The sequence below is a fragment of the Kitasatospora sp. NPDC087315 genome (genome assembly GCF_044744345.1).
GTDB lineage: Bacteria > Actinomycetota > Actinomycetes > Streptomycetales > Streptomycetaceae > Kitasatospora.
On sequence record NZ_JBIUYD010000015.1, the window covers coordinates 34,324 to 52,595 of the forward strand.

The 18,272-nt window shown below is 74.1% G+C and carries 18 protein-coding genes and 1 tRNA gene; 5 read left to right on the forward strand and 14 right to left on the reverse strand.

Translation table 11 applies throughout. The features are described from left to right. The first annotated feature begins 101 nt into the window (after positions 1 to 101). On the forward strand, positions 102 to 353 hold the full coding sequence (locus tag ACIO5D_RS21935; RefSeq protein ID WP_363610999.1) for a hypothetical protein: 252 nt from the start codon (positions 102 to 104) through the stop codon (positions 351 to 353). 58 nt (positions 354 to 411) lie between these two features. On the opposite strand, the gene ACIO5D_RS21940 is transcribed toward ACIO5D_RS21935, so the two are convergent. Beyond that, positions 412 to 1,224, reverse strand: a complete 813-nt coding sequence (locus ACIO5D_RS21940) for an isocitrate lyase/phosphoenolpyruvate mutase family protein (protein ID WP_363611001.1) — start codon at positions 1,222 to 1,224, stop codon at positions 412 to 414. An 18-nt stretch (positions 1,225 to 1,242) separates the two neighbouring features. Continuing rightward, a complete protein-coding gene (locus tag ACIO5D_RS21945) occupies positions 1,243 to 1,716 on the reverse strand; it encodes a carboxymuconolactone decarboxylase family protein (RefSeq protein WP_363611003.1) in 474 nt (157 codons plus the stop codon). A gap of 248 nt (positions 1,717 to 1,964) precedes the next feature. Between ACIO5D_RS21945 and ACIO5D_RS21950 the strand changes: the two genes are divergently transcribed. Beyond that, the gene (locus ACIO5D_RS21950) at positions 1,965 to 2,756 is read left to right on the forward strand and encodes an NRDE family protein (protein ID WP_363611005.1); all 792 of its coding nucleotides are present in this window, start codon (positions 1,965 to 1,967) and stop codon (positions 2,754 to 2,756) included. 70 nt (positions 2,757 to 2,826) lie between these two features. On the opposite strand, the gene ACIO5D_RS21955 is transcribed toward ACIO5D_RS21950, so the two are convergent. Continuing rightward, positions 2,827 to 3,528, reverse strand: a complete 702-nt coding sequence (locus tag ACIO5D_RS21955; RefSeq protein WP_400797140.1) for an alpha/beta fold hydrolase — start codon at positions 3,526 to 3,528, stop codon at positions 2,827 to 2,829. 98 nt (positions 3,529 to 3,626) lie between these two features. Between ACIO5D_RS21955 and ACIO5D_RS21960 the strand changes: the two genes are divergently transcribed. From ACIO5D_RS21960 to ACIO5D_RS21970, 3 genes are all read left to right on the forward strand, one after another. Then, positions 3,627 to 4,256 carry a maleylpyruvate isomerase N-terminal domain-containing protein gene (locus ACIO5D_RS21960; RefSeq protein WP_400762964.1) on the forward strand — a complete coding sequence of 210 codons (630 nt, stop codon included), beginning with the start codon at positions 3,627 to 3,629 and terminating at the stop codon, positions 4,254 to 4,256. A gap of 111 nt (positions 4,257 to 4,367) precedes the next feature. Further along, positions 4,368 to 5,810, forward strand: coding sequence for a PLP-dependent aminotransferase family protein (locus ACIO5D_RS21965; protein WP_400797143.1), 1,443 nt, complete (start codon positions 4,368 to 4,370; stop codon positions 5,808 to 5,810). 62 nt (positions 5,811 to 5,872) lie between these two features. Beyond that, positions 5,873 to 6,460, forward strand: a complete 588-nt coding sequence (locus ACIO5D_RS21970) for an NADPH-dependent F420 reductase (RefSeq protein WP_400657172.1) — start codon at positions 5,873 to 5,875, stop codon at positions 6,458 to 6,460. 8 nt (positions 6,461 to 6,468) lie between these two features. On the opposite strand, the gene ACIO5D_RS21975 is transcribed toward ACIO5D_RS21970, so the two are convergent. The 11 genes from ACIO5D_RS21975 to ACIO5D_RS22025 all read right to left on the reverse strand — a co-directional run bounded on the left by ACIO5D_RS21975 (position 6,469) and on the right by ACIO5D_RS22025 (position 18,258). Next, complete coding sequence (locus tag ACIO5D_RS21975; RefSeq protein WP_363611015.1) at positions 6,469 to 6,687, reverse strand: DUF6126 family protein; 219 nt, start codon at positions 6,685 to 6,687, stop codon at positions 6,469 to 6,471. Between the two features lie 32 nt (positions 6,688 to 6,719). After that, complete coding sequence (locus tag ACIO5D_RS21980; protein WP_363611017.1) at positions 6,720 to 7,355, reverse strand: XRE family transcriptional regulator; 636 nt, start codon at positions 7,353 to 7,355, stop codon at positions 6,720 to 6,722. Positions 7,356 to 7,474: 119 nt separating this feature from the next. After that, positions 7,475 to 9,208 carry a pyruvate dehydrogenase gene (locus ACIO5D_RS21985; RefSeq protein WP_400797146.1) on the reverse strand — a complete coding sequence of 578 codons (1,734 nt, stop codon included), beginning with the start codon at positions 9,206 to 9,208 and terminating at the stop codon, positions 7,475 to 7,477. Between the two features lie 155 nt (positions 9,209 to 9,363). Continuing rightward, complete coding sequence (locus tag ACIO5D_RS21990; protein WP_400657194.1) at positions 9,364 to 11,772, reverse strand: glycoside hydrolase family 65 protein; 2,409 nt, start codon at positions 11,770 to 11,772, stop codon at positions 9,364 to 9,366. Next, a complete protein-coding gene (locus ACIO5D_RS21995) occupies positions 11,769 to 12,518 on the reverse strand; it encodes an HAD family hydrolase (protein WP_400797149.1) in 750 nt (249 codons plus the stop codon). The genes ACIO5D_RS21990 and ACIO5D_RS21995 overlap by 4 nt, the downstream gene beginning before the upstream one ends. 87 nt (positions 12,519 to 12,605) lie before the next feature. Continuing rightward, positions 12,606 to 13,391, reverse strand: a complete 786-nt coding sequence (locus ACIO5D_RS22000; RefSeq protein ID WP_363611025.1) for a VOC family protein — start codon at positions 13,389 to 13,391, stop codon at positions 12,606 to 12,608. A gap of 223 nt (positions 13,392 to 13,614) precedes the next feature. Further along, positions 13,615 to 14,073: an SRPBCC domain-containing protein gene (locus ACIO5D_RS22005; RefSeq protein WP_363611027.1), complete on the reverse strand. Its 459-nt coding sequence runs from the start codon at positions 14,071 to 14,073 to the stop codon at positions 13,615 to 13,617. 109 nt (positions 14,074 to 14,182) lie between these two features. Then, positions 14,183 to 15,907, reverse strand: a complete 1,725-nt coding sequence (locus ACIO5D_RS22010; RefSeq protein WP_400762970.1) for an LCP family protein — start codon at positions 15,905 to 15,907, stop codon at positions 14,183 to 14,185. Between the two features lie 412 nt (positions 15,908 to 16,319). Beyond that, on the reverse strand, positions 16,320 to 17,075 hold the full coding sequence (locus tag ACIO5D_RS22015) for a hypothetical protein (RefSeq protein ID WP_400797152.1): 756 nt from the start codon (positions 17,073 to 17,075) through the stop codon (positions 16,320 to 16,322). Positions 17,076 to 17,378: 303 nt separating this feature from the next. Beyond that, positions 17,379 to 17,454: transfer RNA gene (locus ACIO5D_RS22020), tRNA-Lys, on the reverse strand. 111 nt (positions 17,455 to 17,565) lie between these two features. Continuing rightward, positions 17,566 to 18,258, reverse strand: coding sequence for a DNA polymerase beta superfamily protein (locus ACIO5D_RS22025; RefSeq protein WP_400762973.1), 693 nt, complete (start codon positions 18,256 to 18,258; stop codon positions 17,566 to 17,568). Between the last annotated feature and the right edge of the window lie 14 nt (positions 18,259 to 18,272).

Sequence of the window (18,272 nt, forward strand, 5' to 3'; positions counted from 1 at the left end):
GCCGGCGGAGCCGCCCGCACCGGGCGACCGGCGTGCGCCCGGGTGCCCACGCGGTGGGGTGAACCGGGTGACCTGAGGGCGGCCGGGGTCGTTGGCGTTTCATGAAGAAACTCGCGACCCTGGCCGCCCTCACCATGGCGGGCCTCGCCCTGGCCACCCCGGCCGCGTCCGCGGCCTCCGCGACGTCCGCGGACGCCCTCGACGGCCTGTCCAGCGGCCTCGACCTCTCCCCCGGCGACCTCGTCCTCCGCGAGGCGGGCAAGCTCCCGCTGGTCGGCCACGCGGCGCAGGAGGTGGAGGCCATCGGCACCAACCAGATGTCCCACCCCGGCCTCAGCGGGCAGATCGGCTGAGGCCGGCGCCCCCTCCCCCGCGCGGCGCCCTCGCCGCCGCCCTCGCCCGCGGTGCCGCTCAGCCCTCGGCGAGGGCGTTCAGCTCCTGGTAGGTGAGCCCGCCGTCGAGGGCGCCGTACGTGCCGCTCGCGTACACCTCCTCGGCGGCGCGGCGCACCGCCGCGTACGCCACCCTGGCCAGGCCCGGCCCGAGGCTGACCCGGGCCACGCCGAGCTTCGCCAGCTCCGGCACGGACGGCGAGCCCGGTCCCGCGACGACGTTCAGCGGTGCGGGGACGGCCGCGACCAGGGCGGCGATCGTCTCCGGGTCGGCGACACCGGGCACGAACACCCCGTCCGCCCCCGCCTCGACGTAGGCGCGCAGGCGGCGGACCGCCTCGTCCAGCCGGCCGGCCGGGTCGCCGATCCCGTGCAGGAACACATCGGTGCGGCCGTTGACGAACAGGTGCACACCGGCCGCGTCGGCCGCCGCCCGGGCCGCCGCGATCCGCTCGGCCGCCTCGGCGGCGGTCCGGTCCCCGTCCTCCAGGTTGACGCCGACCGCGCCGGTGGCGAGCAGCGCGGTGATCGTCTCGCCGACCCCGGCCGCCGTCGCCGCGAAACCGCTCTCCAGGTCCGCCGTGACCGGCAGCTCCACCGAGCGGACGATCAGCGCGGTCTGGGCGAGCACCTCGTCCCGGTCCGCCGCCTCGCCGTCCGCGTAGCCGAGCGCCCAGGAGACGCTCGCGCTGGCCGTCGCGACGGCCGTCGCCCCGGCGGCGGCGACCAGCCTGGCGCCGGCCGCGTCCCACACATTGGCGAGCACCAGGGGCTCGCCGGGGCGGTGCAGGGTGTGGAGGAGCCGGGCCTTCTCCTGCTGGTTCGTCGTCATGTCCGCTGCTCCCCCGGCCTACTTGGCGGCCGGGCTGAGGCGGGAGGTGACGCCGATCCGGTTCCAGGCGTTGATGGTGACGATCAGCGCGATCAGCTGGGCCAGCTCGGCCTGCTCGAACTGCGCGGCGGCCTCCTGGTAGACGGCGTCCGGCACATGACCCTGGGTCAGCAGCGTGACCGACTCGGTGAGCGCCAGCGCGGCCCGCTCCCTGGCGGTGAACCAGGGGGTCTCCCGCCAGGCCGGGAGGGAGAGCAGCCGGTGGTCCTGCTCACCGTTCTTCACCGCGTCGGTGGAGTGCATGTCGATGCAGAAGGCGCAGCCGTTGATCATCGAGGCGTGCACCTTGACCAGCTCGGCCAGCTTCGGGTCGACGCCCTGCCGGGAGGCGCGCTCCAGACCGGCCATCGCCCGGTAGAAGTCCGGGGCGAGGTCGGGCAGGGAGAGCCGCTGCTCGGGGGCGGGGACGGTGGCGTTCTCGTTCGTCGTCATGGCCACCAGCCTAGGGGCGGAGTGGACCACATCCCTGGTTCATTTGAACCACGAAACCTCGGGCCACTTGGGGTCGGCCCCGGGCCGCCCGACCGGATCCGGCCGACGCTTCCCGGTCCGGCCGAGTGTGGCACGGCGGCCCCGGAAAAGGGAGGGTACAGACCGGTCCGAACGACGAACGGGCGTGCGAGGATCGCAGGCAGGGCGGCACCGCCGACCGCCCGGAGTCCAGGGCAGGGGGCCGGTCCATGTGTACGGCGTTCGTCAGCATCGAGCCGTCGTCGGCCGTGCCGGTCCTGCTGCTCTCCGTACGGGACGAGTACGCCGGCCGGCGGTGGCTGCCGCCGGACCGCCACTGGCCCGCGCGGCCGTCGCTGGTCGGCGGCCTGGACCTCGCGGCGGGCGGCACCTGGCTCGCGGTCGACCCGGGCGCCCCGGACCGGCCGGCGGCCGCGGCCTGCCTGCTGAACGGCTTCGGCGCGCCGGCCCCGGCGCGGGCCCGCCTGTCGCGCGGGAAGCTGCCCCTGATCGCCGTCCGGGAGGACGGCCTCGACCGGCTCGACCTGGCCCGGTACGACCCGTTCCACCTGGTCCTCGTCCGGTCGGCCGGCGCCCGTGTGCTCAGCTGGGGCGGCACCGGGCTGGAGGACCGCGAACTGCCGGCCGGCCTGAACGTGGTGCTCAACGACGGGCTGGAGGGGGAGGCGGAGAGCCGCACCACCTCGGAGCTGATCCGCACCCTGATGGCCGCCCGGGCCGCCCGCTTCCGGGCCCGGTTCGAGGCCGCGGTGCGGCCCGAACCGGGCGAAGGGTCCACCGGGGCGGCATGGGGTGCGTGGCTGCCGGTCGTCTCCGGCGACGGCCTGCCGCTGGACGATCCGGCCGCCCTCGTCCAGCGCCGCGAGTTCGGCGACGGGCGGATCTGGGGCTCGTCCTCGATCTCCCTGCTCGCCTTCGGACCGGGCGGCGTGCGGTACGACTTCGGCCCGGCCCCGGTACCGGACGGCGGCGCCTGGCGCCGGATCCCCCTGGACGGGTGACCCACCGGGCGGCGCGTCCGGCGGTGACACGTCCGGCGGCGGCAGCGCGGTGCGCCTGCCGGTCCGACCACTACTCCTCCGCCGCCAACCCACCCAGGAGACGGGCCAGTTCACGCGACCCGGAGAACATCGGCCAGTGACCGGTGTCCAGCTCGACCAGCCGCCAGTGCGCGCTCTTCAGCAGCTCGGCCACGTCGGGGTTCGGCTCGGCGCCGTCGAGCAGGCACTTGACGTACGTCGCCGGCAGCGCGGTGAGCGGGCCCGCCAGGACGGCCGGCTCGGTGAGCGTGGCGCCCGGATGCGGGGTCGAACCGGCCACGATCCGCTCGATCTGCTCGGCGGTGAGGCCCTGGCCCGCGTAGTCGGGCGCGGTCAGGGGCGCCCAGAAGCCGCCGTTCGCGGCGATCGACGCCTCCACCTCGGCCCGGCCGTCCGGCCAGCCCGAGACGAACGACTCGCCGTCCGCGGGCACGTTGGCGTCGACGAACACCACCTGCGCCAGCCGGTCGCCGATCCGCTCGGCGGCCTGCCCGACCGGGATGCCCGAGTAGCTGTGCCCGACCAGGACGACGCCCCGCAGGTCGAGCCGCTCGACCTCGTCGACGATGTCCCGCACATGGGCCTGCTGCCCGGCCGCCCCGCCGCGCCTCTCCGCGAGGCCGGACAGCGTCAGCGAATGGACGGTGTGCCCGGCCGCGCGCAGGTCGGCCGCCACCTCGTCCCACGCCCACGCTCCGAGCCACGCGCCTGCCACGAGTACATAGTTCGCCATGGCCGCACCCTGGCGACGGGGTCCGACGATCCCCGCGCCCAGGCCCCGGCCCGTTACGGTGGGCCGAGATCAGTGACACCGGCCCGAAGGAGTACCGGATGCCCCATCACATCGACCACGACCTGGCACTGCTGACCGGGTTGTGGGAATCCTGGGCCGAGCGCGGCGCGGCACTGGACCCCCAGGGGTGGGGCCGGCCGACCCGTCTGCCCGGGTGGTCGGTGCAGGACCTGTACGCCCATGTGGCGCCCGACCCGGCGCAGTTCGCGCAGCTGCGGGGGGCCGTGGCGGACGCCCCGGCGGCGGTGGACAGCGGCGCGGGCATCCTGCGCGCCTACAACCGGCCCGGCGGGCTGGCGCACACCGCGGCGGAACGGATCGCCGAGAGCGCCCGGCAGACGGCCGGGGCGACCGAACCCGCCGCGCTGGTGGCCCGGTTCGCCACCGAGGGCCCGGCCGCACTCGCCGCGATCGCCGACCTGCCACCCGCCACCGTGATCGCCCACCCGCTGCTCGGCGCGGTGACGATCGGCGCGCTCCGCGAGGTGGCGGTGATGGAGGCGACCGTCCACCTGCTCGACCTGATCGCCGCGATCGGCGGCCCGCCCCCGGCCACCGCCGCCCTGCACGCCACCCGTACCCTGCTCGCCGAAGTGGCCGACCCGGTCGCCTTCATCGAGGCCGCCACCGGCCGCACGGACACCCCGGTCCTCCCGGTCGTCCGCTGAGATCCGCCGAAATCCGCTGAGGCCCGCGCCGGACCGGCTGCCCGGCGGCCGGCGTCCGCGGGAGGAACGATAATTCCCGTACGGACAGCACGCCCGCACGGAACGGCCCCCATGACCACCTCCTGGACCGCCTTCGGCGGCGATCTGCACCTCGACCTCACCGAGCGGCGGGCCGCCGGAGCCGGCCTGCGGGCGGCGCTGGAGGAGGCGCTGCGGGAGGCCGTGCAGGACGGACGGCTGGCGCCCGGGACGCGGCTGCCGTCCTCGCGGGCGCTCGGCGAGGACCTGGGGATCGCCCGGAACACCGTGGTCGAGGCGTACGGGCAGCTCAGCGCCGAGGGGTGGCTCACCTCGCGGCAGGGCTCGGGCACCACGGTGGCCGAGCGGGCCGCCCCGCGCCCCGGCCACCGGACGGCGGGCGCCCGGCAGGACCGCCGCCCCGCCCGGCACGACCTGCTGCCCGGGCGGCCGGACGTCTCGCTCTTCCCGCGCGGCGCCTGGCTGACGGCCACCCGGCGGGCGCTCGCCACCGCACCGCACGAGGCGTTCGGATACGGCAGCCCGCTCGGCCGGATCGAGCTGCGGGAGGCGCTGGCCGACTACCTCGCCCGGGTCCGTGGGGTCCGCACCGACCCCGACCACCTGTTGATCTGCGCCGGCTTCACCCAGGGCCTCGGCCTGCTCTGCGCCGCCCTGCGCGAGCGCGGCGCCCGCACGATGGGTGTCGAGGCGTACGGGCTGCCGCCGCAGCTCGCCGTCCTGCGGGCCGCCGGGCTGGCCGCGGCGCCGCTGCCGCTGGACGAGTCGGGCGCCCGGACCGACCTGCTGGGCCCCCGGTGGAGCGCCGTCCTGCTCACCCCGGCCCACCAGTTCCCGACCGGCGTACCGCTGGCCCCCGAGCGCCGGGCGGCGGCCGTCGCCTGGGCCCGCGAGCACGACGGGTACGTGATCGAGGACGACTACGACGGCGAGTTCCGCTTCGACCGGCAGCCGCTCGGCGCGATGCAGGCGCTCGACCCCGAGCGGGTGGTGTACGCGGGCACCGCGGCCAAGAGCCTCGCCCCCGGCCTGCGACTGGCCTGGCTGGCACTGCCGGACGCGCTGGTCGAGCCGGTGGCCCGGCAGAAGCGGCTGGCGGACGGCATGTCCCCGGTGCTGGACCAGCTCACCCTCGCCGAGCTGATCACCTCCGGGACGTACGACCGCCACATCCGCCGCTGCCGGCTGCACTACCGGCGCCGCCGGGACCGGCTGGTCGCGGTGCTCGCCGAACGCGCCCCGCACGTCCGGGTGACCGGCATCGCCGCCGGGCTGCACGCCGTCCTGCGGCTGCCGCCCGGGTCCGTCCCGGAGACGGAGCTGCTGGCCCGCGCCGAGGCCGCCGGGCTGGCCCTCACCGGCCTCACCTGGTGCCTGGCCGACCCGGCGGCGGCCCCGGACGCCCCGCCCGCCCTGGTGGTCGGGTACGCGACCCCGCCCGAGCACGCGTTCCCGGCGGCCCTGGACGCACTCTGCGAGCTGGTGCGGACCTCCGCCCCCGGCGGGCGGGCCTGAGGAATTCCACGGCGGGCATCGGGGTTTCCGAACGTCAGGAGTCTTCAGTGGAGGGGGCCTTCATGACCGGTGTCGCCGTCATCGGCGCGGGCAGCGTCGGCAGCAGCCTCGCCCGGGCGTTCCACGCCGCCGGGCTGGGCGTCGTCCTCGGCGCGCGCGACCCGGCCGCCGTACCCGACGGGCCGGTGCGGGCGGTCGGTATCGCCGAGGCGCTCGCGGGCGCCGGCACCGTGGTGCTGGCCGTGATGGGCACGGCCGTCGAGGAGCTGCTCACCGAGCACGGCGGCGCGCTCGCGGGGGCCCTGGTCGTCGACGCCACCAACCGGATCGGCGAGGGCGGCGTGCTGCACAGCGCGGACACCGTGGCCCGGCTGGCCCCCGGCGCCCGCTACGCGCGGGCGTTCAGCAATGTCGGGGTGGAGCTGTTCGACCGCCCGCTGTTCGACGGCGTGCCCGCCGACCTGCTGTTCTCCTCGTCCGAGGCCGACCGCTCGGCCGTCGAGCGGCTGATCACGGCGGTCGGCCTGCGCCCGGCGTACGTCGGGCCGGACCAGTACGACGACCTCGATGCCTCGCTGCGCCTCTGGTACCGGCTGACGCAGGTCCGGGGCGGCGGACGCCATCTGGGGTGGCGCATCGTCTCCGGTTGAGGGCGCGGCTACTTGTTCCGGTTGCCCAGCTCGAACAGCAGCATGATGAAGCCCGCGAAGGCGTGGGTGGCGACCATGTAGATCAGCACCCGGATGCCGACGCGGCGGTTGGCCCACTTGCCGGCGTCGACGGTCTTCGGCGCGACGGCCGGGACGACCGGCGCGGCGGGATCGGCGACGGCCGCGGTGGCCGCTGCGGTGGCTGCGGTGGTGGTGGGATCAGCCATGGGAGATCTCCTCCAAGATTTCTGACGGTGGGTCAGTGCGGTGCTACAGGGCCGCCGCCGAGGCAGAGTTCGCCGCCGGGGCTCTGCAGCAGGGTGTGCACGAAAAGCAGCTCCACCCCGTCCGCCGAGTCGGCGGCGATGCAGTGCGGGGTGAGCGAGTCGAAGTGCGCGGAGTCGCCCTCCGCGAGCAGGTGGACGCGGTCGCCGAGGGTCAGCTTCAGCCGGCCCTGAAGGACGTACAGCCACTCCTCGCCGGGGTGCACCCGGACGACGGTGTCCTGGACGCCCGGGGGGACATGGACCCGCAGCGCCTGCATCGCCCGGCCGGGCGCGCCGGCCCGGCGGTAGCCCCAGCCGCCCGCGCGGCCGGGTTCGATCACGCCGCCGCGCACCACCGGGTCCGGCTCGACCATGGCCTCGCCGAGAAGTCCGGAGACGGAGGTTCCGTAGGCCCGGGCGAGACCGAGCAGGACGGGCAGCGAGGGCTGCCGCCTGCCGGTCTCCAGTCGGGACAGATAGGCTGGTGAGAGACCGATCCGGCCGGCGGCGACCTCCAGCGTGAGGCGGCTGCTGAGCCGGTGCTCCCGCAGCCTGGCGGCAAGGCCGGCCACCTCCTGGTCGTCGAGCTGCTCGCCAGGGGTGGAGTGGCCGGTCGGGCTGGTGGTCATGTGACCAGTGGACACCCGCCGTGCCGCAGGGGCAAGAAACTTGCCTCAGAGGCAAATCTCCCCGAGAGCCGCCCCGGTGGCCCGGGTACCCCGGAACGGCCGGGAAAGATCCTCGGGCGCTACGGCCGCGGAATGTTGCGCAGGTTGCTGCGGGCCAGATCGATCATGCGCCCGACCCCGCCGGAGAGCACCGTCCGGCCGGCCGCCAGCGCGAACCCCTTCAGCTGGGCGGCGGTGATCGCCGGCGGGATGGACAGCGCGTTCGGGTCGGTGACCACGTCCACCAGGGCCGGCCCCGGGCGCTCCAGCGCCTCCGTCAGCACCTCCCGGACCCGCGCCGGGTCGGTGACCCGCTTCGCCGGGATGCCGATCGCCCGGGCGATCCCGGCGTAGTCCACATCGCCGTTGTCGATCTCCGACTCTGGGTAGCCGGAGACCAGCATCTCCAGCTTGATCATGCCGAGTGCGCCGTTGTTGAAGACCACGGTCTTCACCGGCAGCCGGTGCTTGACCACCGTGAGCAGCTCGCCGAGCAGCATGGAGAGGCCGCCGTCGCCGGACATCGAGATCACCTGCCGCCCCGGGCAGGCGAGCTGGGCGCCGATCGCGTGCGGCAGCGCGTTGGCCATCGAACCGTGCAGGAACGAGCCGATCACCCGGCGGCGCCCGTTGGGCTGGAGGTAGCGGGCGGCCCAGACGTTGTTCATCCCGGTGTCCACGGTGAACACCGCGTCGTCGGCGGCCACCTCGTCCAGCACCGAGGCCACGTACTCGGGGTGGATGGGCAGGTGCTTCTCGATGTCCCGGGTGTAGGCACCGACCACGTCCTCCAGGGCGCGGCAGTGCTTGCGCAGCAGCTCGTCCAGGAAGCTCCGGTCGTCCTTGGGCTCCAGCAGCGGCAGGACGGCCCGCAGGGTGGCCGAGACGTCCCCGTGGACGGCGAGTTCGAGCGGGGTGCGGCGGCCCAGCCGGGTGGCGTCGTGGTCCACCTGGACGGTGCGGGCCTGCGGGAGGAAGGAGTCGTACGGGAAGTCGGTGCCGAGCAGCAGCACCAGGTCGGCGGAGTGCAGCGCGTCGTGGCAGGAGCCGTAGCCGAGCAGGCCGCTCATGCCGACGTCGTACGGGTTGTCGAACTGGATCCACTCCTTGCCGCGCAGGGAGTGCCCGACCGGTGCGTGCAGCGCGGCCGCGAGCTCCATCACCTCGCTGTGCGCCCCGCGCACGCCCGCGCCGCAGAACAGGGCGACCTTGCGGGCCGAGTTGAGCGCGCGGGCGAGGGCCTGCACCTGGGACCAGGGCGGCGCGGCGACCGCCTGCTCGGTGAGGAAGTGGCTGGTGCCGGTCGGTCCGGCGGCGGGCAGCGCCGCGACGTCCCCGGGAAAGACCAGCACCGAGACGCCGTGGGCGCCCAGCGCGTGCTGGATCGCCACCCGCAGCAGCCGGGGCAGCTGGGCGGGCGTGGAGACCATCTCGCACCAGCTGCTGCAGTCGGTGAACACCCGCTCGGGGTGGGTCTCCTGGAAGAACCCGGTGCCGATCTGGCCGGACGGGATGTGCGAGGCGAGCGCCAGGACCGGCAGACCGCTGCGCTGGGCGTCGTAGAGGCCCTGGATCAGGTGGGTGTTCCCGGGACCGCAGGAGCCGGCGCAGACCGCGAGCCGGCCGCTGAGCTCGGCCTCGGCGGCCGCCGCGAAGGCGCCGGCCTCCTCGTTGCGTACGTGGGTCCAGCTGATGCCCTCGGCCCGGCGGATGGCGTCCACCACCGGGTTGAGGCTGTCGCCGACCACCCCGTAGACCCGCTCCACCCCGGCCTGCCGGAGCACCTCCACCATCTGCTCGGCCACACTCACCACGGGGGTTCTCCTTCACCGGCCACCGGTTGCCACGGGACACCAGCACCCTCGGCGGTCCGGGCCCGCCCCGCACCCGGGGCGGGCCCGAACGGGTGAGCACGAGCCGCCGCTCCTCCCCGCCTCCCCACCGCTCGGCGGCCGTTACCGCTCCGCCGCTACTCCGCCGCGAGGTGGTCCGGTCCCGGGCCGAGCTTGCCCGCCGCCACGCCGGCCTGCGGCTGCCGCCGGGCGGGTTCGCGGCCCGGCGGCTGGACGCAGCGCTCCTGCCCCGGCGGCACGGTGATCGGGACGGTGACCGGCGTACCCGCCTTGACCTGCACCGCCTCACCGTCGTGCCGCAGGTGGATCAGCTCGCCCCGGCGCAGCGTGTACGTCGTCCCCTCGTGGGTGATCCGCACCCCGAGCAACTGGCCGCGGACCATCAGCGAGAAGCTGAGCCGCATCAGACCGGCCGGCAGCCGGGGCCGGAAGGAGAGCGCCTCGCTGTGGTCCCGCAGCCCGCCGAACCCGGCGACCAGCGCGATGCAGGCCCCGGCGAGCGAGGCCATGTGCAGGCCGTCGCGGGTGTTGCCGCCGAGGTCGTGGAGGTCCATCAGGGCGGCCTCGGCGGTGTAGTCGTACGCGAGGTCGATTTGCCCGACCTCGGCGGCGATCACCGCCTGGGTGCCGGCGGAGAGCGAGGAGTCGCGGACGGTCAGCCGCTCGTAGTAGGCGAAGTTGCGGGCCTTCTGCTCGTCGGTGAAGGCGTCGCCGCGGACCTGCATGGCGAGCACCAGGTCGGCCTGCTTCACCACCTGTTTCCGGTACAGGTCGAAGTACGGATAGTGCAGCAGCAGCGGGTAGTTCTCCGGTGGGGTGCCGTCGAAGTCCCAGAGCTGGTGGTCGGTGAAGCCGTCGGCCTGCGGGTGGACGCCGAGGTTGGTGTCGTACGGGATGTACATCGCGGCGGCGGCGTCCCGCCAGGCGGCGGTCTCCTCGGTGTCCACGCCGAGCGCGGCGGCCTCGCGCGGGTGCCGGCCGGCGGCCTCGGCCGCGACCCGCAGGTTGGTCTGCGCCATCAGGTTGGTGAAGATGTTGTTGTCGGCGACGGCGCTGTACTCGTCCGGGCCGGTGACGCCCTCGATGCGGAACTTGCCGGCGGCGTCGTGGTGGCCGAGCGAGCGCCACATCCGGGCCGTCTCGACCAGCAGTTCGAGCCCGTACTCGCGCTCGAACTCGACGTCCCCGGTGGCCCGTACGTACCGGGCGACGGCGACCGCGATGTCCGCGCCGATGTGGAACGCCGCCGTGCCGGCCGGCCAGTAGCCGGAGCACTCCTCGCCGCGGATCGTCCGCCACGGGAACACCGCGCCGGAGAGGCCGAGTTGGGCCGCGCGCTCACGGGCCATCGGGAGCGTGCTGTGCCGCCAGCGCAACGCCTGGTTGACGGCGCTCGGCAGGCTGTAGGTGAGCACCGGAAGGACGAAGGTCTCGGTGTCCCAGAAGCTGTGCCCGTCGTAGCCGGGACCGGTCAACCCCTTGGCGGGGATGGCCCGTTCCTCGCTGCGCGCGCCCGCCTGGAGCACATGGAACACGGCGAACCGGACGGCCTGCTGGAGTTCGACGTCACCCTCGATCTCGATGTCGCTGGTGTCCCAGAACTCCCGCAGGAACTCGGCCTGTTCGTCCACCAGACCCTCCCAGCCGGTGTACCGGGCGGCGGTCAGCGCGGCCTCGACCTGGTCCCGCACGGCGGGCAGCGAGCGGGTCGCCGACCAGCCGTACGCCATGAACTTCACCAGCCGCAGCCGCTGGCCCGGTTCGAGCACGGTGGTGACGCTGATCCGGCCGTGGTCCGCCTCGCTCTCGGCGACGGTGTTCATCCGCTCCGGGCCTTCGATGATGTGGTCCATGCCGGCCGCGACCCGGATGCCGCTGTAGCGGGTGCGGTGCACCAGGACGGCCTTGGTGCCGCTCGCATGGTGCACCTCGGCCAGCAGCGGAGCCTCCAGCACGGCGGCCGCCCGGGGGTCGCCGTCGACGCCGCCGGGCAGCTGCTCGTTGGCGACCAGCTCCGACTGCAGGACGATCCGCACCGGCCCGTCCACCGCCTCGACGGTGTACTCCACGGCGGCGACGGCCCGCTGGGTGAGCGAGACCAGCCGGGTCGAGTGCACCCTGATGGTCCGCCCGGCCGGGGAGGTCCACTCCGCCTCGCGCCGCAGCAGGCCCTCGCGGAAGTTCAACCACCGCCGGTGGCTGAGCAGTTCGCCGTAGCGGAGGTCGAAGGGCTCGTCGTCCACCAGCAGTCGGATGATCTTGCCGTTGGTCACGTTGATGACGCTCTGGCTGGACTCCGGGTAGCCGTAGCCGCCCTCGCCGTACGGCAGCGGGCGCAGCTCGAAGACGCCGTTCAGATAGGTACCGGGCAGACCGTGCGGCTCGCCCTCGTCCAGGTTGGCACGCAGGCCGATATGCCCGTTGGAGAGCGCGAAGACGGACTCGGCGCGGGCCATCGAGGCCAGGTCCAGGCCGTGCTCGGCGATCTGCCAGGGGTCGACGACGAAGATGTCCTGGCCGTTCATGCCGCCTCCTCCGGGATCAGCTCGGCGAGGTCGGTGACGACCACGGTGGCGCCGTTGCGGCGCAGTTCGGCGGCCTGGCCGGTGCGGTCCACACCGACCACCGCGCCGAAGCCGCCGGCCCGGCCCGAGGCGACCCCGGCGAGGGCGTCCTCGAAGACGGCGGCGTGCGCCGGCGCGACGCCCAGCGACCTCGCCGCGGCCAGGTAGGTGTCGGGCGCGGGCTTGCCGGGCAGGCCCTCGCGGCGGGCGACGATGCCGTCCACGATCACGTCGAACAGCTCCTCGATCCCGGCGGCCCGCAGCACGTCCCGGCAGTTGGCGCTGGACGAGACCACGGCGCTGGGCAGCCCGAGCGCGCGCAGCCGGCGCACGTACGCGACCGAGCCGTCGTACGGCTGGACGCCCTGCTCGCGGATCATGCGCAGCACGGTGTCGTTCTTGGCGGCGCTGATCCCGTGCACGGTGCGGGCGCCGGGCGGATCGGCGTCGGTGCCCTCGGGCAGGTCGATGCCCCGGCTGTGCAGGAACGCCCTGGTGCCGTCCAGGCGTGGACGGCCGTCCACGTGGGTGTCGTAGTCGGTGACGGCGTCGAAGGGAACGAACTGCCCACCGGTGCGGGCCGCTTCGGCGCGCAGGAAGGCGTCGAAGGTGTCCTTCCAGGCCGCGGCGTGCACCTTGGCGGTCTGGGTGAGCACCCCGTCGAGGTCGAAGAGGAAAGCGCGGATGTCGTCCGGTAGCCCCAGCATGGGTGCAGTCTTACCCGCGAACACGGGGAAGCCGCCCATTTCCCGGCGGCGCGTCGCGGGACGGGCGGCTTCCGCTTGCTCAGCCCCTCACGGGGAGTCGGGCGAGGCGATCAGCGCGAACACGGCGCCCTGCGGGTCCTGGACGACCGCCATCCGGCCGGACTGCATGTCGAACGGCGGCTGGATCACCGAACCGCCCGCCTTGACCAGGGCGTCCACGGTGGAGTCGGTGTCGTCCACCGAGAAGTAGGTCATCCAGTGCGGGGGCGTGCCGGGCGCCAGGTACCCGGCGGTCTTCTGCATGCCGCCCACGGTGCGGTCGCCGACGTTGAGCGAGAAGTAGCCGTCCATGCCCTGGATGGTCGCCGGGCGCAGGCCCACCGCCTGGTGGTAGAACCGCCCGGCGGCCTCGGTGTCGGTGGTGTTGAGCTCGTTCCAGACCAGTGCGCCGGGCTCGTTGACGATCCCCGCCCCGGCGAAGTCCACCTTCTGCCAGACGCCGAACACCGCGCCGGTCGGATCGGCGGCGACCAGCATCCGGCCGACGGAGCCGACGTCCATCACCGGGTAGAGGATCGTGCCGCCGTTGTCGGCGATGGCCCGGCTGGTGGCTTCGGCGTCGTCCGTGGCCAGGTAGGTGGTCCAGGCGACGGGCGGGAGGGGCTCGCCCTCGGGCGCCATCGCCGCCATGATCCCGGCGACCGGCTTGCCGTTCAGCGAGCACACGGAGTACCCGCCGAACTCGGGCGGGCCGACGTGGCCCTGCCAGCCGAACAGGTCGCGGTAGAAGTCGAGCGCGGCCTGCTGGTCGCTCGCCATCAGGTCGACCCAGCACGGGGTGCCGGGCTTGTACGGAGCGGTGACTACGGGCATGGCTGGGCCTCCAGAGCGATGGTCCCCCGCCGACGACGGCCGTCCGCCACGGACGGCGGGTACATCGCCCACGATCGCCGCGTCACCGCGATCCCGCCACCGGACGGCGCCCTGGTGGGCGACCCCGGGCGGGCCTCGCGGCGGACGGTCACCGCCCGTGCCGGTCCGGTCGCCCCGGGGCGCCGGTTCCCGCCGGGCGCGTCCCCCGGGGCCCCGGGGCCCTTCACCCGGAGGCCTCCTCGTGCGGCGGCCGCTTCACGAAGTACGGCTGCGCCTTGCCGCTCTGCGCGTAGTCCTTGAGCCGGACCAGCAGTTCGGCCCAGGTGCCGGCCACCATCGGGACGCCCTCCTCGCTGCCGGGCTGCCAGCCGCCGTGGCGGAACAGCAGCCGGGTGCGGCCGGGCGCTCCGGGCTGCTCGGCGAGGTCCCAGCTGATCCAGGTGCCGGCCCAGTGCGGCGGGAAGGTGCCGACGTTCGTCCACACCACCCGGTCCTGGTCGGCCCGCTCGCGGCGCAGCCGGAAGGGCTCGGGCACATCGGGGAAGTCGAAGAGCAGGACGTCGTCGCCGTCGCGGTCCACCGCCGTCGTCCACCAGCTGGTCAGCCCGTCGTGGGTGCTGAGCGCGGCCAGGACGACGGCGCGGGGCGCGGCGATGTCGAGTTGCAGGGCGATCTCGGCCATGGGGTCCGCCTCTCGGGCCTACGGCCCCCCTTCCCGGCCACCATGGCACGGCCCCGGGACACCCGCGCCCCGGGCGCGCCGGACAGGGGCCGGTGCCACCCGGCGGCCGCTACCCGCCGCTGCCGTAGGTGGTGTTGGCGCAGATGTCGTCGTCCGCCGAGCGGGAGTCGCCGGTGACGCTGCTCGGCAGCGGCTGCGGCGCCGCCGGCGGCCCCGCCGAGGTGCCGGGGGTGCCGGAGCCGGCCGCTCCGCCGTTGGCGGCGGCGAAGTCCTTCCCGAGGATCACGGTGACGCCCGGCGAGGTGCCGGCCTCGACGGTCGCGCCCGGGAACAGCGCGGCGACCTTCTCCGCGCCCGCCTTCTGTCCGGAGCCGTACTCGATCATCGTGGTCGCGTACTTGGTGCTGGCCGCGGTGCCCATCTTGGTGACGGTGAACTTCGCCGCCTTCAGCATCTCGCCCGCCTTGCCCGCCGCGCCCGCGGTGGTGGTCCCGTTGTACACGGCCACCTTGACGGCCGTGTTGCCCTCGTCGGCCGCCGCGGACGGCGAGGGGGGCGCGGTCTCGGGCGCGGCCGACGTGCCGGGCGCGGCCGGCTGCTCGCCGGTGGCGTTCTGGCCGTCGATGGTCCGGTCGGCCTTGAGGGTCTCCCAGAGCTTGGCGGCGTCGGCCTGGACGAGGTCGATGTTCTTGTCCTGGGTGCGGTAACGCCAGGGTACGGTCACGAACTTGAGGTCGTGCATGTCGATGTTCTTCAGCGAGAGACCGAAGGAGAGCAGCTTGTCCGCGGAGCGGAGCCCTGGGTCGACGAGCAGCGACTTGGTGGCGGCGTCGGCGAGCGGGAGCAGCGTGGTGGGGCTGAGCCCCTCGCCCTTGATCTTGGTGGCGAGCGAGCCGAGGAAGGCCTGCTGACGCTTCATCCGGCCGATGTCGGAGCCGTCGCCGATGCCGTGCCGCAGCCGGACGTAGTCGAGCGCCTGCTGGCCCGCCACCTTCTGCTTGCCCTGCGGGAGGACGACGTTGCCCTTCCTGCCGAGATTCGGGTTGACGTCGCCCTCGTAGATCGGCTTCGGCAGACAGACCTCCACCCCGTCCACGGCCTTGGTCATCGCGGAGAAGCCCTGGAAGTCCACCACGATGGTGTGGTCGACCCGGATGCCGGTGAGCTTCTCCACGGTGTTCTGGGTGCAGGCCGGGTTGCCGTCGTCCGAACCGCCCGTGGAGAAGGCCTCGTTGAACATCGCGCTCGGACTCCCCTTGGTCCACTTGCCGTTCGGCAGCTTGCAGGGAGGCATGACGACCATGGCGTTGCGCGGGATGGAGATGCCGACGGCGTGCTTGTGGTCGGCGTAGACGTGCAGCAGGATCGTGGTGTCCGAGCGGGCGCCGCCGTCCTCGCCGCCGCCGAGGTCGCTGTTGTTCTTGCCCCGGCTGTCCGAGCCGATCAGCAGCACGTTCACCGGCTTGTTGCCGTCCGCGTCGGCCTGCGCCTCCGGCGGGCGGTCGGCGGCGATCGCGTCCGCGTCGAAGGACTTGATGTTGCCGTTCAGCTTCAGGTAGATCGCGCCGCCCGCGCCGGCTATCAGCACCAGCACGCCGGCCGCCGACCAGGCGACGATCTTCTTGACGTTCTTCCCGGGCTTCCGGCTGTTGCGCGCCGCCGCCCGGCCACCGCCCGCCGCCACCGGGGAGCTCGCCCCGCCCTGGGCCGCCCGCCGGGCCTCGGCCCGTCCGCCGCCACGCGGCTGCGGTACCCCGTCGCCGGTCCCCTCGGCCGTGGCCGCGCCGGGCGCGCTCTCACCACGAGCCGGGCCCTCGCCCCACTGACCTGACATGCGTGAACCTTTCACCGGCGGACGCGGCACCCACCCGGTCCGGGCGCGCTGCACACAGAAAGACGGTCGAAACCGCCCCCGGGTTGCACATCCGAAGGTCGCAATGACCGATGAACGCCCCACGCGACCGCTTCCGGAACCCCTCCCGAGCCCCTGCCGTCACAGGAGACCCTTCGGGAGCATACAAGGCCGGTCATATTGATCTCGGGCCTTGCGCGGAAGCCCCTCCGACGGCCTCCCACCCCCTCCGCCACACCACCGCCACCGCCCCCGGCGCCCGCCGCAAGGACCTTTCAGGGCAACGAATCGCACCCCGGAAGGGGCCGCCCACCCGGCCGAACCGGCTTCGGATCAACGGACTTCACCGAAATCGCGGTCCGCCTCGGGGCGGGGGCCGCGGCCGCCTCCGGTCTCACTTGACCTGCGGGACGATGGCCTTCGCCAGCGCCACCACATCGGGGAAGGCCCCGTACTTGTTGTCGGAGCTCACGGACAGCACCCGGTCACCGACCCGCGCCACGACGAACTCCTTGCCGACGTAGGCCTTCCGGTCGACCTTGACGAGGACGCTCTCCGCCCCCAGGCCGTCGACCCCGCTGACGGTCACCGTCACCGGATTGAATCCCCCGGAGGAACCGATCTCATAGGTGCTTCCGCAGACGCCCTTGAGCACCGTCAGCCTGCTGAGGACCCTCGCCGCGTCACCCGCGTGGTAGGAGTTCACCGTGATCCCGACCTCGCCGGCCGACGGGCCGACGACCCCCTCGGACGCGTACGCGGCCGGGCTGCCGAGCGCCGCCGCCGTGCCGTGGGAGGCCAGTTGCTCGCAGGAGGGCAACAGCGTCGGGCTGGGAGCCGCGGACGGCGGCACCTGCGCCGGGCCGCTGTCGCTCTCCGTGAAGATGGGAGACAGCTGCCACCCCGCGGGCAGGGTGTCGCCGGTCGGCAGATAGGTCTTCAGAACCGACCCCGGCACCACATTCGGGTCCACCGTCGGGGTGGCGGGCGCCACCGGCGACGGGCTGGAGACGGAGGCGCTGACCGTCGCGGCGGACGTTCCGGCCGGCGCGCCGTCGGCCGGCTTCGCCGCCGGCTCCGAGGTGCAGCCTGCGCAGACGACCGCCGCGCACACGATCCCAACAGCCGCGGAGAACCGCAATCCACTCATCAACCCCCCATCCCTCGCCCCTGCATGACAGTTGACCAGCCTGACATGTTCCACCCCCACGAGCCACCTGCGGGCCCGAACCCGACGCCCGGACCGATCTCGGACGCCGGCGCCCGCCTCGAACAGGACGCCGCGCGACATGTCCGGCCGACGTACCACGCAGGGGTGCCGCGACGGTCCGTGAACCTCCCGCTGGAGACGGAGCCCGCCGAACGACGTCCTACAGGGGCGGAAAGGGGAGCGCCGACAGCCTGGAGAACATGAAAAAGGCCAGGTCGGAACAGTCCGACCTGGCCTTGACAGTGGTGGGCCGCCAGGGGCTCGAACCCTGAACCTACGGATTAAAAGTCCGCAGCTCTGCCAATTGAGCTAGCGGCCCGTGGCCCGGCCCCGTGTGGGGCGGGCCACGGTGATCCTACCCGGTGGGACCCAGGGCTCCGCCAGTGGATTGTGCGGGCGCGCCGGGGGGTGGTGGGCGGAGCGGGCGGGGTCAGGTGGTGGGCGGGGTGTAGTGGGCGGCACGGACGCGGCGGAGCCAGGCCTCGGCGGGGCGGGGGTCGGGGGCCGGCGGGAGGACGCCGGGGCGGGCGAGGCGTTCGGCGGCCGAGGCGAGCAGGGCCTCGGCCGTGGCGGGGTGGTCCGCGATGCGCTCACCGAGGTCGCGGACCCGGTCCGGGTCGGGGAGGCGGACGACGTTCTCGGCCGTCTCGTAGAGCCGGACGCCCTGTTCGACCAGCCGGACCAGGTGCCGGGCGTGCTTGGCGGCCCGGCGGCGGGTCACCGGGTCGGTGGTGTCGCGGGTCAGCAGCTTGCGGAACTGCTGGTCGGCGTAGCCGAGATAGGACGTCCGCACGGCCTTGGCGCTCAGGAAGGAACGGCGTATCGCGATCAGTTCCTCGCCGAGCGGGCCGCGCACCTCGTACAGGTCGTCCGGCAGCCAGACGAGTTCGGAGGCGGTCGGGTTGCAGGTGAGCGCCAGGCGGCACCACTTGGCCGCCTCGTGCAGGGTGACGTCGGGGCCGGTGGTGACCTGGGACTCGGCCGGACGGTGCAGGCCGTGGAAGTCCTCGGTCGGGGCGGCGAACAGGCCGAGCCGGTCGATGTCGGAGCCGGCCTGGGCGAAGCCGTACGCGGTCGAGCCGACGACGCCGACGAGCAGGGCGGTGCCGGGTGCGGGTACCACGGGGCTCTCCTCTC